At 60.9% G+C, this 15,004-nt stretch carries 12 protein-coding genes and 1 pseudogene; 3 read left to right on the top strand and 10 right to left on the bottom strand.

The window, feature by feature from the left end:
- Positions 1 to 258: 258 nt before the first annotated feature.
- From ACZXDY_RS21785 to ACZXDY_RS21765, 5 genes and pseudogenes are all read right to left on the bottom strand, one after another.
- Positions 259 to 426: pseudogene (locus tag ACZXDY_RS21785) on the bottom strand (dGTPase); the annotation flags it as partial.
- A gap of 316 nt (positions 427 to 742) precedes the next feature.
- Positions 743 to 1,540: an enoyl-CoA hydratase/isomerase family protein gene (locus ACZXDY_RS21780; protein ID WP_464346893.1), complete on the bottom strand. Its 798-nt coding sequence runs from the start codon at positions 1,538 to 1,540 to the stop codon at positions 743 to 745.
- A 29-nt stretch (positions 1,541 to 1,569) separates the two neighbouring features.
- A complete protein-coding gene (locus ACZXDY_RS21775; RefSeq protein WP_028164908.1) occupies positions 1,570 to 2,772 on the bottom strand; it encodes a pyridoxal-phosphate-dependent aminotransferase family protein in 1,203 nt (400 codons plus the stop codon).
- A gap of 218 nt (positions 2,773 to 2,990) precedes the next feature.
- Positions 2,991 to 4,274, bottom strand: a complete 1,284-nt coding sequence (locus ACZXDY_RS21770) for an MFS transporter (protein ID WP_464346892.1) — start codon at positions 4,272 to 4,274, stop codon at positions 2,991 to 2,993.
- Between the two features lie 79 nt (positions 4,275 to 4,353).
- The gene (locus ACZXDY_RS21765; protein WP_028164906.1) at positions 4,354 to 5,556 is read right to left on the bottom strand and encodes a pyridoxal-phosphate-dependent aminotransferase family protein; all 1,203 of its coding nucleotides are present in this window, start codon (positions 5,554 to 5,556) and stop codon (positions 4,354 to 4,356) included.
- A gap of 121 nt (positions 5,557 to 5,677) precedes the next feature.
- Between ACZXDY_RS21765 and ACZXDY_RS21760 the strand changes: the two genes are divergently transcribed.
- From ACZXDY_RS21760 to ACZXDY_RS21750, 3 genes are all read left to right on the top strand, one after another.
- Positions 5,678 to 6,418, top strand: coding sequence for a GntR family transcriptional regulator (locus ACZXDY_RS21760; protein WP_464346891.1), 741 nt, complete (start codon positions 5,678 to 5,680; stop codon positions 6,416 to 6,418).
- A gap of 96 nt (positions 6,419 to 6,514) precedes the next feature.
- The gene (locus tag ACZXDY_RS21755; RefSeq protein ID WP_464346890.1) at positions 6,515 to 9,490 is read left to right on the top strand and encodes an FAD-binding and (Fe-S)-binding domain-containing protein; all 2,976 of its coding nucleotides are present in this window, start codon (positions 6,515 to 6,517) and stop codon (positions 9,488 to 9,490) included.
- The gene (locus ACZXDY_RS21750) at positions 9,483 to 9,911 is read left to right on the top strand and encodes a GlcG/HbpS family heme-binding protein (protein ID WP_028164903.1); all 429 of its coding nucleotides are present in this window, start codon (positions 9,483 to 9,485) and stop codon (positions 9,909 to 9,911) included. The genes ACZXDY_RS21755 and ACZXDY_RS21750 overlap by 8 nt, the downstream gene beginning before the upstream one ends.
- Before the next feature lie 45 nt (positions 9,912 to 9,956).
- On the opposite strand, the gene ACZXDY_RS21745 is transcribed toward ACZXDY_RS21750, so the two are convergent.
- The 5 genes from ACZXDY_RS21745 to ACZXDY_RS21725 all read right to left on the bottom strand — a co-directional run bounded on the left by ACZXDY_RS21745 (position 9,957) and on the right by ACZXDY_RS21725 (position 15,002).
- Entirely contained in the window at positions 9,957 to 10,739 is a 783-nt protein-coding gene (locus ACZXDY_RS21745; RefSeq protein ID WP_464346889.1) for an enoyl-CoA hydratase/isomerase family protein, read from the bottom strand.
- Positions 10,740 to 10,807: 68 nt separating this feature from the next.
- Positions 10,808 to 12,904 carry a molybdopterin oxidoreductase family protein gene (locus ACZXDY_RS21740; RefSeq protein WP_464346888.1) on the bottom strand — a complete coding sequence of 699 codons (2,097 nt, stop codon included), beginning with the start codon at positions 12,902 to 12,904 and terminating at the stop codon, positions 10,808 to 10,810.
- A 98-nt stretch (positions 12,905 to 13,002) separates the two neighbouring features.
- The gene (locus tag ACZXDY_RS21735; protein ID WP_464346887.1) at positions 13,003 to 13,272 is read right to left on the bottom strand and encodes a hypothetical protein; all 270 of its coding nucleotides are present in this window, start codon (positions 13,270 to 13,272) and stop codon (positions 13,003 to 13,005) included.
- A 117-nt stretch (positions 13,273 to 13,389) separates the two neighbouring features.
- Positions 13,390 to 14,124: a Crp/Fnr family transcriptional regulator gene (locus tag ACZXDY_RS21730; RefSeq protein ID WP_027582438.1), complete on the bottom strand. Its 735-nt coding sequence runs from the start codon at positions 14,122 to 14,124 to the stop codon at positions 13,390 to 13,392.
- A 329-nt stretch (positions 14,125 to 14,453) separates the two neighbouring features.
- A complete protein-coding gene (locus ACZXDY_RS21725; protein WP_028164899.1) occupies positions 14,454 to 15,002 on the bottom strand; it encodes a flavin reductase family protein in 549 nt (182 codons plus the stop codon).
- Positions 15,003 to 15,004 lie beyond the last annotated feature (2 nt).

The following is a 15,004-nucleotide window of genomic DNA, read 5'->3' as shown; positions in this document are numbered from 1 at the left end:
GACACCGAGCCGATTCGGTATCGCCGCCCCAATCCTGACGGTCAGTTCTCCGGTAACATTCTTGATGAGGCAATGCGCCCTCATCGGCTTCCAATTTTGGACGCCGATCCCCCGGCTTAGGGGGTCAATATTGCAGGCCGAATGACACCCTAGGTTCGTCGCGCACGCCTTGCGGTCAACCGTCCGCTGGTCACCTCGGCTCTGGTGCGTTTCAGGAGACGAACGGATTTGCGGACCGGGTCGGCGCCGCTTCAGCTGTCAAAGCCTATCGAACACGGCCCCCATGCGCGGACTAAACAATCGATCATAGGTCTTCAGCAGGAAATCGTCGGTCATTCCAGCAACGTAGTCGCAGATCACGCGGACATCCTTTTCGGGCACATAGCGCGTATAGACGTCCGACGGAAGAAGTTGCTTTGGGTCCGACTGAAACGCTTCTCAATCAAACGTCAATCATCAATCACCTACCGGATTGCGGTCGGCCTTTCCGAATTCCCCGTGTGATGGGGGTAGAGCGCGATTCGGCCAAGTCTCTGGAGAGACAAAACTTTATCCGCAGGTGTCGCAGCCGGAAAGCGAGAATATGTGGTACCAAACGTGGTACGGAGCTTTGCGAGAAGCGCGAAGCGCGAGAAAATCGCTTATTTTGCGTGGTAGCGGGGGAGGGACTCGAACCCCCGACCCCAGGATTATGATTCCCGTGCTCGAGGCGATCAACCCAGCCGCCGGATATCTTGAACGCTCATTTCCCCCTCCAGTTCGGCGTGCGCTTGTTGAGGAAGGCGTCCATGCCCTCCCGGAAATCCTCGCTCATATAGGCGCGCAGGATCAGATCCTCTCCCTCATCGCGCGACAGCGTACGGCGGATGCGGCGCACGGCCTCTTTGGTCACCTCGAGCGTGATCGGCGCATGGCTCGCAATGAGCTTTGCGGTCTCGTCAGCGCGGCGCTGCAAGGTCGCGACGTCGGGTACGACTTCATTGAGCAAGCCGAGCGCAAGTGCTTCCGGCGCCTCGACTAAGCGGGCCTTGAAAATCATATCCTTGGTGCGCGCCGGACCGATCAGCGCGACGATACGCGAGATATTCGACATGGAGAGGCAATTACCGAGGGTGCGCGCGATTGGAAACCCGATCCGCGTCGCTTCGGTGCCGATCCGGATGTCGCAGCAGGCCGCAATCCCGGCGCCGCCGCCCGTACAGGCACCGGCGATCGCCGCGATGACGGGCACGCGGCACTGCTCAAGAGCGCCGAGCACACGGTCGATCCGCGCTTCATAGTCAAGCGCGTCCTGCGCGGTCTTGAAAGCGCGGAATTGCGAGATATCGGTACCCGAGGCAAAGGCCTTATCACCGGCGCCGGTCAGGATCAGCGCCTTGATCGAGCGGTCCCCATTGATGGTCTCGCAGATCGACGCCATCTGCTCGTACATCGCGAAGGTCAGGGCGTTACGTGCCTGCGGCCGGTTGAAAGTGATCTTGGCGATCCCGTCCTCGAGGGAATAGATCAGGTCTTCGCTGGCGGTGACCGGGGCGTTCATGGCGATCTCTCCGTTGCTATTGGACCAGCTCAGGCGACTGCGGCCTTCGGCATCGGCAAGACATCGCGCCGCTTGAGCACCTCCATCGCCGCCAACACGCCGCCGCTACGATGTGGCACGTTGGCCAGGTCCAGTCCCATCTCGACGCCCGACAGCGTCCCCATCAGCATCAGGTCGTTGAAGTGCCCGATATGGCCGATCCGGAAAGCCTTGCCCTTGATCTTGTTGAGGCCGGTACCAAGCGACATGTCGAAGTTTTCGAGCACCACCTTGCGGAAATTGTCGGCGTCATGGCCTTCCGGCATCACCACGCCAGTCAGGGCCGGCGAATGCGCTTGGGGATCCTGGCACTGGGTCTCGAGCCCCCACACCTTCATCGCCGCACGGGTAGCCGCGCTGTGGCGCTTGTGGCGGGCGAACACGTTTTCAAGGCCTTCTTCCTCGAGCATCTTGACGGCTTCCCTCAGCCCGAACAGAAGGTTGATTGCCGGCGTATAAGGCCAGGTGCCGGCCTTGTTGATAGCAATCACCTCCTGCCAGTCCCAGTAGGAGCGCATCGATGATGAATTGGCCTTGGCCACCGCGAGCGCCTTTTCCGACACGGCGTTGAAGCCGAGACCCGGCGGCAGCATCATGCCCTTCTGCGAGCCCGCGACGGAAACATCGATACCCCAAGCGTCGTGCTCATATTCCATGGAAGCGAGGCCGGAGATGGTGTCGACCATCAGGAGCGCGGGATGCTTGACGCGGTCCATTGCCCTGCGAACCTCGAGTGGCGGCGTAACGCAACCGGTCGAGGTCTCATTGTGCACGACCATGACCGCCTTGATCTTGTGCGCACGATCGGCTGCAAGCCGCGCCTCGATCTCGCCAATGTCCGCGCCATGACGCCAATCGCCCGGAATAAAATCGATGTCGAGCTTGAACCTGCTGGCGATGCCATGCCAGAGCACCGCGAACTGCCCGGTCTCGGCCATCAGGACCTTGTCGCCCGGCGATAGGGTGTTGACGATCGCGGCTTCCCAGGCACCAGTTCCGGACGAGGGAAAGATGACGACGGGCTGCTTGGTGCGAAACAGGCGCTGCATGCCGGCCAGAACCGCAAAACCGAGCTCGGCAAATTCAGGGCCGCGATGGTCCCAGGCCGGCATGTCCATGGCGCGCAGGACCCGGTCCGGCACGTTGGTCGGCCCCGGAATCTGCAGAAAATGCCGTCCAGTGTGCAGGGTCATGAGCCGTCCTTTCCGGTCTAGTCTTGGCGCTTCGCGCCGCTCGAATAGCATTCTTCGGGCAGGCTTGTCCCTCACTGGGCGGTACCCGTCAATGCATAATCAATATACAAGCAAGACAGGGCCCGTCCGGCCGCGGTCGGCAGGCGATTTTGGCATCTGCGAAGGACCGCTGCCGCTAGCCCGTTATTGGCACGATCCGCCGGTTGCGGGCCCTAGCATCATTCCGCAGCCACCGCCTTTCCAACCGGGACGCCGACCGCGATCTCATCGAACGGTTGCTCGGGATGCATCATGAACGCCGAAAAACCGCCGAGCGTCAGAAGTCCCATCGACATCAAAAATGGCAGATACCAATTGCCCGTTGCGTCGATGACAAAGCCGGCGACAAGTGGCGAGACGATGGCGGCGAACGCAGAGCCAGTGTTCATGATGCCGGAGGCCGTGCCTGAATATTTCGGCGCGATGTCCATCGGTATCGACCATATCGGACCAATCACAAGCTCCGCGAAAAAGAAGCCAGAAGACAGGCACAGGGCCACGACCGTGATCTGATGGATGAACAAGATTGGGAGCAATGAGGCAAGCGCTCCGGCAAACCCAGCGATGATTACGCTCAGACGGGCGAAGCGGATGCTGCCGGTGCGCTTGAGGATGCGGTCGGACAGAATGCCGCCCACGCTATCGCCGACGACGCCGGCGAAGAAGACGCCTGAAGCGAACAGCGCCGATTTCTTGATATCGAGGCCAAAGTTGTTCTTGAAGAAAAGCGGCAGCCAGTTGAGGTAGAGCCACAGGGACCAGCCGTAGCAAAAGTAGGTCAGCGTGACCGGCCACATCCGCCGCAGGAGCGGTGACCACGGCACCTGTGGCCGGGGTCCGGTCGGACGGGGCGGCAATGACGCAAGTTCAGCCTCGGTGATCCGCGCATGCTCCCTTGGCTCGTTCCGGAAATACCCGGCCCAGGCGATGCCCCAGACGAGGCTTACGAACCCCAAGGCGATAAAGGATCCACGCCAGGTCAGCCACGTTATCAGCAGCGCGATCAAGGGCGGCGTTGCAGCGTTGCCCAGTCGCGCGAAGGCGTGCGCTAGCCCCTGGGCGAAGCCACGCTTGTCCGATGGCGTCCAATACCGCATCGCGCGCGTTGCTGTCGGAAAGGTCGCGCCTTCGCCGAACCCCAATGCGACACGCGCGATGAACAACGACACGATGCCAGTGACGAAACCGGTCATGATCGTTGCCGCAGCCCAGATCATGCCGCACCAGAACAACGTCTTGCGTGGCCCGAAATGGTCGCCGACCCAGCCACCGATGATCTGGAACAGCAAGTAGGGATAGGCGAAGGCGGAGAATACAAGGCCTAGCTGCGTGTTGGTGAGGCCTAGCTCCCTCTGAATCTCGCTGGCCGCGGTGCCAATATTCACGCGATCGACATAGGTGATAAAATAAATCGCGCACAGCATCGCGAGCACGACATGTGTCGCCTTGAATCGGAACTTCAAGTTCGACCTCCCTGAGCTTTATGGCTTGTTCGTATCGCCGCGCGCCCGCGGCGATACGTTAGCTTGAGGAGAGGAAGCCTTAGCTGCCGACGACTTTGAGGTGTGTCGCGGAATTGCCCTCGGCGCGCTGTTCAAGAAGCTTCATCGCGACGTCGACGCCGCCGGCCCGGTGCGGAATGCCCGCGGCCGATAAGCCCATCTCCACGCCCGTCAGCGCTGCAAGCAAGGTCAGCTCATTGCATTCGCCGAGATGCCCGATACGGAACACCTTGCCCGCCACCTTCGACAATCCAGAGCCGAGTGACATGTTGTAATTATCGAGCACCACCTTGCGGAATTGATCTGCGTCATAGCCTGGTGGCATCAGCACGGCGGTGAGCACCGGAGAAAAGTCTTTTGGCTCCTGGCACAGCACTTCCAGACCCCAGTGATTGACAGCCGCTCGTGTCGCGGCCGCGAGCTGCTGATGGCGGGCGAACACGTTGGCGAGCCCCTCCTCCATCAGCATTGCGATCGCTTCGCGCAAGCCGTAGAGGAGGTTAGTTGCCGGCGTATACGGGAAGAAGCCGTTTGCATTCGGCTTCAGCATTTCCTCCCAATCCCAGTATGACCGCGGCATCTTGTTGCTCTTCGCGGCGGTGCGAGCCTTGTCCGACATAGCGTTGAATCCGAGGCCCGGCGGCAGCATGAATCCCTTTTGCGAGCAGCTGACGCTGACATCGACCCTCCATTCGTCGTGCCGGTAGTCGACTGAGCCCAGCGAGGAGATGGTGTCGACCATCAGCAGGGCCGGATGAGCGACGCGGTCCATCGCGGCGCGGATCTCTCCGATCCGGCTGGTCGCGCCGGTTGAGGTTTCGTTGTGAACGACCATCACAGCCTTCAACGCATGGGACGTGTCACGAGCGAGCCTGTCTTCGATGGCGGCCGGGTCGGCGCCGCGGCGCCAATCGCCGGGTATGAAGTCGACATCAATCCCCCAGCGCGCGGCCATCTGGCGCCACAGAGTGGCAAAATGGCCGGTCTCCACCATCAACACCTTATCCCCCGGCGACAACGTATTGACGATCGCGGCCTCCCAGGCGCCGGTGCCCGATGACGGGAAAATCACCACCGGTCCGGAGGTTTGGAAAATCTTCTGGGAGCCCTCCAGCACGGTGCGCCCGAGTTGACCGAATTCGGCGCTTCGGTGATCGATGACGGGCATGTCCATTGCCCGGAGAATGCGATCGGGAACGGGACTGGGGCCCGGAATCTGCAGAAAATGCCGTCCTTGCCGCATAACTGACCTCCATTCTGGCAACATGAAGCACATTTTTGCATTCATTTTTTTGCATGTAAATCGTATTCTATATGCAATTCCGACCATCGACGCTAGTGATTCTGCGAACTATTGTTACCCTATGAAATCGACGATTCCCGAATCCGGGATGGCAATCGCCCAAATTGCCGACAACGGCAGCCCCGAACTCTCGCTTCACGGGGAGATCCTGTCGCGCCTTCGCGACTATGTGGTCGAAGGCAACATTCCGGACGGCGACCGGGTACCCGAGCGGCAGCTGTGCGAGTTATTCGGAGTTTCCCGCACCCCCCTTCGCGAGGCACTCAAGGTCTTGGCCGCCGAGGGGCTGATTGAACTACTGCCCAATAGAGGGGCGCGCGTGCGCCAGCTTGGCAAGCGCGATCTGGAAGAACTGTTTGACGTGATGGGCGGCCTCGAGAGCCTCGCAGGGCGACTTGCATGCGAGACCATCACCGATGAGGAAATCGCCGAGATTGAGCGCCTACACTACGAAATGTACGGCTACTACCTGCACCGCGACATGCATAATTATTTCCAGGTCAACCAACGTATCCACGAACGGATCGTCGCGGTCTCCCGCAACGAGACCTTGCGCACCATCTATGCCAACTTGGCCGGCCGAATCCGCCGCGTGCGCTACTCCGCCAACTTCGCACGTAAACGGCAGCGTTGGGCCGAAGCGATGCGCGAGCACGAGGCGATCCTGGACGCGCTTCGCCGCCGGGCCGGCAGCGAACTGAGCGACACCCTGTTCCAGCACCTTCGCAACAAGCGGACCGCGGCAGTCGAGCACCTCGGCTGCACACCGGAAGGCCCGACCGCCGAAGCTGTCGACGGTTAGCTAGCACATTATGAATTCATAATTGACGCCAACCGGAAATAAATTGCATCTATTAGCTGGAGATTTGCGGAACGGCCCTCCTCGACGGAATTTAGGATGAAGAACGCGTCACCGCTTGAGCGCCAGCTGCGGTCAAATATCACCGGCGACGTCCTTTTCGACGCCTTCAGCCGCGGACGCTACGCGACCGACGCCTCATTCTACCAGATCGTGCCCGAGGGCGTGGTGGTTCCGCGAACCATGGACGAGGCGCTACGGGCGCTGACGGTCGCGCGCGATGCCGGTCGGATCGTGACTCCCCGTGGGGGCGGCACCTCGCAATGCGGCCAAACTGTTAACCACGGCATTGTGATCGATTTCTCCCGGCACCTGAACAAAATCCTCTCGCTGGACGTCGAGAACCGAACCTGCGTGGTCGAGCCGGGAATCGTTCTGGACGATCTCAACCGCCAGCTCAGGAAGCACGGGCTGTGGTTTCCGGTCGACGTCTCCACCGCCTCGCGTGCCACCATCGGTGGCATGGCGGGCAACAATTCCTGCGGTGGGCGTTCACTGCGCTACGGCACCATGCGCGACAATACGCTGTCGATGGATGCTGCGCTTGCCGACGGCACGCTCTTGCATTTCGGCGAAGTGCCGCGGGATCTCGCGCAGGTGAATTCACCGGACAGTGGACTGACACTCTTCCGGGACATGCTCGATCTCGGCGAGCGTGAGGCAGCCGAAATCGCAGACAAATTCCCGAAAGTGCAGCGCCGGGTCGGCGGTTATAATCTCGATGCGCTGGTGCCGCGCAATGCGCCGAACAACTTGGCGCATTTGCTGGTGGGATCCGAGGGTACCCTCGCCTTCACCACCAAAGTCGAGCTCAAGCTGTGGCCGACGATCCGCAACAAGGTGCTAGGCGTCTGTCATTTCGGCAGCTTCTACGAGGCGATGGACGCAGCCCAGCATCTGGTCAAGCTGCGGCCGATCGCAGTCGAACTGGTCGACCGCACCATGATCGCGCTCGGCCGGGATATCGCGATGTTCAAACCGGTCATCGCCTCCGCCGTGCGCGGGGATCCCGATGCGATCCTGGTGGTGGAATTCGCTGAGGAGGATCAGGCTGAAAATCTCACGCGGCTGAAGCAACTGGGCGAGTTGATGGGAGATCTCGGCTTCGGCTGGGACAAGCCGCCGCGCAAATGGGGTGGCGTGGTCGAAATCGTCGAACCCGCCCTGCAAAGCGCTATCGCCGACTTCCGTGCCGCCGGGCTCAACGTCATGATGTCGATGAAACAGGAAGGCAAGCCGGTCTCCTTCGTCGAGGATTGCGCGGTGCCGTTGCCGCATCTCGCTGAATACACCGACCGGCTCAACGCCGTCTTCGCCAGGCACGGCACCAGCGGCACGATGTACGCTCACGCCTCGGAAGGCTGTCTGCATGTCCGCCCCGTGCTTAACCTCAAGCTCGAAAAGGACGTCAAGGCGATGCGCGCCATCGCCGAAGAGGCGTTTGCCCTGGTGCGCGAATACAAGGGCTCGCATTCCGGCGAGCATGGCGACGGCCTGGTGCGGTCGGAATTTCACGAGACGATGTTCGGCTCGCGCATTGTCGCCGATTTCAGGGAGATCAAACATCGGTTCGATCCGAACGGTGTGCTGAACCCCGGCAAGATCGTCGATCCACCAAGGATGGATGACCGTTCGTTGTTTCGCTACTCGCCGAGATACAAAGTCAACGAACTGAAGACCGTACTCGACTGGTCGGCCTATCCCGGCGCCGGCGGCGGTTTCCAGGGTGCCGTCGAAATGTGCAACAATAACGGCGCTTGCCGGAAGCTTGAGGGCGGCGTGATGTGCCCGTCCTATCGCGCGACACGCAACGAGAAGGACGTTACGCGCGGACGCGCCAACACGTTGCGGCTGGCCATGTCTGGGCAGTTGGGACCCGACGCGCTTTCGTCGGACGAGATGATGGAGACGCTAAAGCTCTGCGTCTCATGCAAGGCCTGTCGTCATGAGTGTCCGACTGGGGTCGACATGGCCAAGATGAAGATCGAGGTATTGGCTGCGCGAGCGGCGAAGCACGGGCTCTCGCTCCGCGACCGGCTGGTTGGCTATTTGCCCCGTTATGCGGGTCTTGCGTCGCGCTTTGCGCCATTAGCCAATTGGCGCAACAGCAGTAGATCGTTACGAGCGCTGTTCGAAAGGTTCGCGGGCATCAGTTCGAAGCGATCGCTGCCGGCATTCCGGCGCGATGTCTTCAAGACGGACGCGGAAGTCTTTGGTCCGGAACAGGGCCATGAGGTGGTTCTGTTCGCCGATACCTTCAACCGCGCCTATGAGCGCGAGAACCTCGATGCCGCGCTGCGTGTGCTCGTGGACGGCGGCTACCGCGTTCATCTCCCGCAGCCGATCGATCGCGCCCGGCCGCTTTGCTGCGGACGCACATTCCTCTCGGCTGGCTTGGTGGATCAGGCTCGCACCGAATTGGACCGGTTGGTCGCCACCTACGCGCCTTTCGCAGCGCGCGGCGTGCCGATCGTCGGCCTAGAACCGAGCTGCCTTTTGACCCTGCGCGACGAACTGCTCTCATTGCGTTCCGACGAAATCGCAAGAAACATCAGCGCCCATGCGCTGCTCTTTGAGGAGTTCTTGGTGCACGAAGCGGAGGCTGGCCGCTTGCGGCTGCCGCTTGGCGCCATCGCCAACAAGGCCCTGGTCCACGGCCATTGTCACCAGAAATCATTCGGCGCGTTCAAACCTGTCGAAAAAGTGCTGCGCCTTGTCCCGGACCTGACTGTCGAAAGCATCGAGTCGAGCTGTTGTGGCATGGCCGGCGCGTTCGGCTACGGCGCTGACACCTACCAAGCCTCGATCGATATGGCTGAACTCTCTCTCCTTCCCGCAGTGCGCCGCGCCGACGACACGACGCTGATTGTTGCTGACGGCACCTCGTGCCGACACCAGATCAAGGATGGCACTGCACGTTCTCCGCTCCATGTCGCGCGCGTGCTGGCCATGAGCCTGGATCGCGCGAAATCCGAAGGTCACTCTACCCCCGTAAAGGAACCCCTCCATGACTGAGTTTACGCTTGATGTTGCCCGAAAGATCCTTGACGCCGCGCTTGCTACGGCCATCGAGAAAAAGCTCAAGCCCCTGGTCATCACCATCCTCGACGCGCGCGGCGCGGTCAAACTAACCGCCGCGCAGGACGGGACCAGCCTGATGCGCGCCGAGATCGCGCATGGGAAAGCCTATGGCGCGCTGGCGCTCGGCATGGGATCACGGGCATTGTTTCAGCGCGCGCAGGAGCAGGCCTATTTCATCGGCGCGGTGAATGCGCTGGCGCAGGGCCGCCTGGTACCGGTGCCCGGCGGCGTACTCGTTCTGGATGGCACCACGCTGCTTGGTGCCGTTGGCGTCAGCGGCGATACTTCGGATAACGATGAGATCTGCGCGATCGCGGGCATCGAAGCAGCCGGACTCAAGGCGAATCCGGGATAGTCGCAGTAGGCGCGACGAGGCAGATTTCCTTATCCTGGACCGGCCCTATCGCCCGGGCCAGGATGGTTTGCGCTTCTCGCTGAACGCTTTGAGGCCCTCCTTGGCATCCTCGGTCATCGCCAACAACGCGATCTGGCTCTCGGTATAGGCGATCCTCTCGTCGAACGACATCGAGGCGATCGCGCGCATGGCATATTTGCCGCGCCGGATTGCGGTCGGCGACTTGTCGACGATGCGGTGGATCAACCACTCGACCTTCGCGTCCAGCTCGGCCGCCGGCACCACATAATTCAGCAGCCCTGCGGCCTGCGCGGCCTTGGCGTCAAAGGGCTCGCCGGTCAGCGCCCATTCGTTGACCAGGCGAGGCGGCGCCATCGACTGCAAAAGGCTCATCACCTGCATCGGGAAGACGCCGACCTTTACCTCCGGCAGACCGAAGATGACGTGATCGGCGGCCACGGCCATATCGGTCATACATAGCAGGCCCATGCCGCCGGCCATGCACACGCCGCCTACGCGCGCGATCGCGGGTTTGGTTGAATCTTGCGAGAGCCGTAACAGATCGGCGTAGTCGACGTTCGGTTTGGAATAATCCATCGAGAAGGCGGCGCCGCTGTTCTGCAGGTCGGCCCCCGCGCAAAAGGCCTTGTCGCCCGCTCCTGTCAGCACGATGACGCGGACAGCGCTGTCATCATGAGCGTCGCGGTAGCCTCTTGCGATGCCCGCGATCACGTCACCATTGAGCGCATTGCGCTTGTCCGGTCGGTTGATCGTGATCCAGAAGGCCTGGCCTCGCTTCTCCAGGATCACGCTGCTGGTCTCGGTCATCTGGCCCACCTGTTCTTGCCGTTTCCGGCAACCATTTGCGGCAGGTGGCGGCCGACTGCAAGAGCGATTTAGGCTGAGACCCGAGCCTTCCGGACCCAAACCTTGTTGTCGTGGAACGCGGCGCCGCCGACAGGGGCGACCGTCTCGGCGCCCGTCAGCGTATTGATGCCGCGGCCACCAATATGGGCCTTATTTGGGTGGATGGATTCGGCGATCAGCACGCCGCGACGCACGCCGTCAAACAGCTTCGCCGTTAGCGTCGTTTCGCCGCGCATGTTGCCGAGCGTCACCGCATCGCCGTCGGCAATCGAAAGGGCCGCCGCGTCGTCCGGATGGATCATCACCGTTGGCTTACCCTCACGGGCCCGGGATCCCGGCGTCTCATTGAAGCTGGTGTTGAGGTAGCTCCGTGACGGCGAGGTTGCCAGCCGGAACGGATGCTGCTCATCGGCCTCTTCAATAATGGTCCAATGGTCGGGTAGCGACGGCATCTGATCCCACGGCCCCAGACCGGCGATCCCGAAAGACGGATGAGCCCAATCGGCCTTGAAGTGGAACTTCTTGTCCGCATGCGCAAAGCCGTCGAGGTAGTGCGAGGTCCGGAAATCTGGCTGGATGTCACGCCACAGATCCGCCTCCAGCCTCTCGATATCGCCATGGCCGCTCTTCTTTAGCGTCACGTCGATCAATTCACGCGGCGACATCCCAAAGCCGGGATGGACCGCATTAAGACGGCGCCCGAGCGCCTGAATCACTTGATGGTTGCTGCGGCATTCGGCCGGAGGCTCGATCAGCTTGGGCCCAACTGAAATGTGCTGTTGACCGCCGCCGTAATAGAGATCGTCGTGCTCCATGAACATCGTCGCGGGCAGGACGATATCGGCCATGGCTGCAGTCTCGGTCATGAACTGCTCATGGACCGCCACGAACAGGTCCTCTCGAGCAAACCCTTCGCGCACCAAGGTCTGCTCCGGCGCCACCGTCACCGGATTGGTGTTCTGGATCAGCATCGCCTTGACCGGCGGTCCGCCCTTCAAGGCCTCGGCGTCGCCGGTCAGGATACGTCCAATCCTCGATTGATCGAGCCAACGCGTGGTGCGGTCGATCGCATCATGTCCCTCGATGACGGATTCGTTGAATTTCCAGATCGCGGCATTGTTGAAGAACGCTCCGCCGCCTTCATACTGCCAGGCACCGGTCACCGCCGGGATGCAGAGCGCCGCGTGCATTTGCGCCGCACCATTTCGGCTTCGTGTGAAGCCGTAGCCCAGGCGGAAGAACGAGCGTTTGGTCTGGCCGACCAGGCGGGCAAAAGCCTCGATCTCCTCCACCGGCACGCCTGATATCGACGAAGCCCATTCGGGCGTCCTGCTGGCGAGGTGTGCCTCCAATTCGTCTGGGCAGTCCGTATAACGATCCATGTAGGCGCGATCCGCGTACCCTTCGCGAAACAGCACATGCATGACGCCGCAAGCGAAGGCAGCGTCGGTGCCGGGCCGCAGGATGATCTTCACGTCAGCCTGTTTCACCGTGTCATTGTTGTAGATATCGATCGCGGCAATCTTGGCGCCTCGCTCCTTCCGAGCGCGCATCGCGTGTGTCATGACGTTGACCTGGGTGTTCACCGGGTTAGTTCCCCAGATCACGACGAGGTCAGAGACGCCCATTTCACGCGGATCAACGCCGGCGATCTTGCCGGTGCCAACCGAAAATCCGACGCGCGCGATATTCGCGCAAATCGTGGAATAGAAGCGGGAGTATTTCTTGACATGCGCCAGGCGATTGATGCCGTCGCGCATCACGAGCCCCATGGTGCCGGCGTAGTAGTAGGGCCAGATCGACTCGGCCCCGAATTCGCGTTCGGCCGCATCGAAGCGCGCGACGATCTCGTCTAACGCCTCGTCCCAGGAAATCCGGTCAAACTGGCCCGAGCCCTTCGGCCCGGTTCGCCGCATCGGGTGGAGGAGCCGCTCGGGATGATGGATACGCTCGGCATAACGCGCAACCTTGGCGCAGACGACACCTGCTGTATAGGTCTGCAACTTTGAGCCGCGGACCCGTCCAATCGAGCGGCCCTCGATCACCTCGATGTCGAGCGCACAGGCCGATGGACAATCGTGCGGACAGGTTGAATGGCGAATGTCGATCTTGGCGCGCTCGTTCATTCCAAATAGGTAACATCAAATTCCAGCGCCGCCGAGGGGGATTGTCGGGAATTTGCGTGCGAAACAGGGCATAAGCCAGGTTCCGCCAAGCAGCGACATCAATCGCTGGGGAGCGTGCGGATTCGACTCGCCGGGAGAGCAAGTCGTGTCGGTCGGGGAGCGTCCGGTATGATGTCTGGGCCGACGAAGTCTGGGCCGACAGGCTCGGCCTGCACCGTGTCCGAAACCCAATTCATAGCCGACGGATGACTAACCACCATGCCGATCAGGGCGATGACGATGAGCAACGGCAAAGCAATGAGCTTGATGCTCCAGCTTTGATAGATGTTCTGGTCGTCGTCAGGGGGCTGGTCGAATGAGTCGTGCATGGATCTCTCCACATTGCGGTCCCTGACGTGGGGTTACCGCAACGCGCGCCACCACCCTGTGAGCAGCTTCACAGGCCCGACGAACTCACCGCGTTGTGAAAGATGTCACGGAACGTGCTATTCGCTGCCGTTTTCCGATCCAGAATCGACCAGGGTCTGTAGTTCTTCCGGCTTCAGCACCACGATCGCACCATGCTCGAGCCGCACCCAGCCACGCGTGGCCCAAACCCGGAGCTGCTTATTGATGCTTTCACGGGTCATGCCGACCATCTCGCTGATCTCTTGCTGGGTGATGGCAATGACACGACCTTGCGGCTCAGGCTTGTGCTTTTCGGTAAGGCGAAGCAAAGCACTGGCGACCCGACCTGGAAGGTCTTGCAGGATGACCTGTTCGACTTGATCACTGGTCCAGCGCAGCCGTATGCACAGGAGCTCGATGAACTTCATCGCAAGCGCCGGCTGGCTTCGGACGAAGGGAATGAATTCGCGCTTATCGATGATGAAAAGTTCGCAATTGCTGTTCGCGGTAGCGTCAGCTGTCCGCAACCCTGAATCGAGCACCGCGATCTCGCCGAAGATCTCTCCGGCCTCGATCAGGTTCAGGATCGCGTTGCGACCATCGGGCGATGAGATGCTGATTTTGACGGTGCCCGATATGACAGCAAACAGGCTTGTGCCCGGATCTCCCTTCGAGAAGATCGCAGCTCCGCGCTTCAGCGTCGTGTGCTTGGCGTAACGACAAAGCTGCTCGAACGCCTCGGGTTCGAGATCGACAAAGTATGGATGCTTGCGGAGAACCGACAATTTGCTGGTCGAAAATCCGCGAGTCTCGCCCGTTTTATCCTGGGGCACGCTCGTTACAACTCCGAAAGCAAAAATTGCCTGGGATGTAGTTCTTCCGTAGTCAACCAAAACCGGCTTTTCAACTGGAAAGCGGTTTCCTACGTTGATGTGAGTGTAACGCTCCGATCCTGACGTGGGAAGCCAGCCGTCCGGAGCCCCTCTCCTGTCTCGCCCAAGTAGCCCTCGCCTGCATCTGCCACCTGGACGGCACGTGCGACACATCCGACAACTCTACGGCAAACTTAAGTAATTTCAGCTTCACGCTCGAAAAGTGACTGCGCCAATTTGCTGGAGCGCTGCCGCGCACCCCTGGCCTTGTCACCCGGGGCGATCCGGGTCTATTTGCCGCCCTCGTCCGCGAGAAAGCGACCGAACGACCCGCGCGCAAACAGCAGGGGCTCCTGCCGGTTGTAGGAATAGGCCTCAACCGCACCCAAGAATATGACGTGATCGCCGCCATAGTAGCGATTGACGGCACGACATTGAAAGTTGGCGCCGCAGTCGGCGATGACGGGTGCGTTTCCCAGTCCAGGCGTCCAGCTCACCCCGGCGAATTTATCGTTTGAGGATTTTGCAAATTGCGACGCCAATGCCTGCTGGGACGCGCCGAGCACATTGACAGTGAAGTGGCTCGCATTCTGGAAGATGGGCAGGCCCTGCGAGAACAGGCCAAGGCTCCACAACACCAACGGCGGATTCAGCGATACCGACGCAAAGGAGTTGCAGGTGACGCCATATGGCCTGCCGTCCGCGGCCATTGCCGTCACGATTGTGACACCGGTCGCAAATGCGCCCAGCGCATTCCGAAAATCCCGTGGATCGATCGGCGAGTTTCCGCTGGCAAATTCATTGGCCGGGTCGGCCGGATGCTTGGGTACATCAGACATCC

Source organism: Bradyrhizobium sp. LeoB3 (assembly GCF_055456055.1).
Note: the sequence above shows the minus strand (reverse complement) of the source record. Positions and strands in the feature narration are given on the sequence as shown.

Coding starts and splice junctions, on each gene's coding strand:
- ACZXDY_RS21780 (WP_464346893.1), bottom strand. CDS start 1,540: ATGAACGCCCCGGTCACCGCCAGCGAAGACCTGATCTATTCCCTCGAG.
- ACZXDY_RS21775 (WP_028164908.1), bottom strand. CDS start 2,772: ATGACCCTGCACACTGGACGGCATTTTCTGCAGATTCCGGGGCCGACC.
- ACZXDY_RS21765 (WP_028164906.1), bottom strand. CDS start 5,556: ATGCGGCAAGGACGGCATTTTCTGCAGATTCCGGGCCCCAGTCCCGTT.
- ACZXDY_RS21760 (WP_464346891.1), top strand. CDS start 5,678: ATGAAATCGACGATTCCCGAATCCGGGATGGCAATCGCCCAAATTGCC.
- ACZXDY_RS21755 (WP_464346890.1), top strand. CDS start 6,515: ATGAAGAACGCGTCACCGCTTGAGCGCCAGCTGCGGTCAAATATCACC.
- ACZXDY_RS21750 (WP_028164903.1), top strand. CDS start 9,483: ATGACTGAGTTTACGCTTGATGTTGCCCGAAAGATCCTTGACGCCGCG.
- ACZXDY_RS21745 (WP_464346889.1), bottom strand. CDS start 10,739: ATGACCGAGACCAGCAGCGTGATCCTGGAGAAGCGAGGCCAGGCCTTC.
- ACZXDY_RS21740 (WP_464346888.1), bottom strand. CDS start 12,904: ATGAACGAGCGCGCCAAGATCGACATTCGCCATTCAACCTGTCCGCAC.
- ACZXDY_RS21735 (WP_464346887.1), bottom strand. CDS start 13,272: ATGCACGACTCATTCGACCAGCCCCCTGACGACGACCAGAACATCTAT.
- ACZXDY_RS21725 (WP_028164899.1), bottom strand. CDS start 15,002: ATGTCTGATGTACCCAAGCATCCGGCCGACCCGGCCAATGAATTTGCC.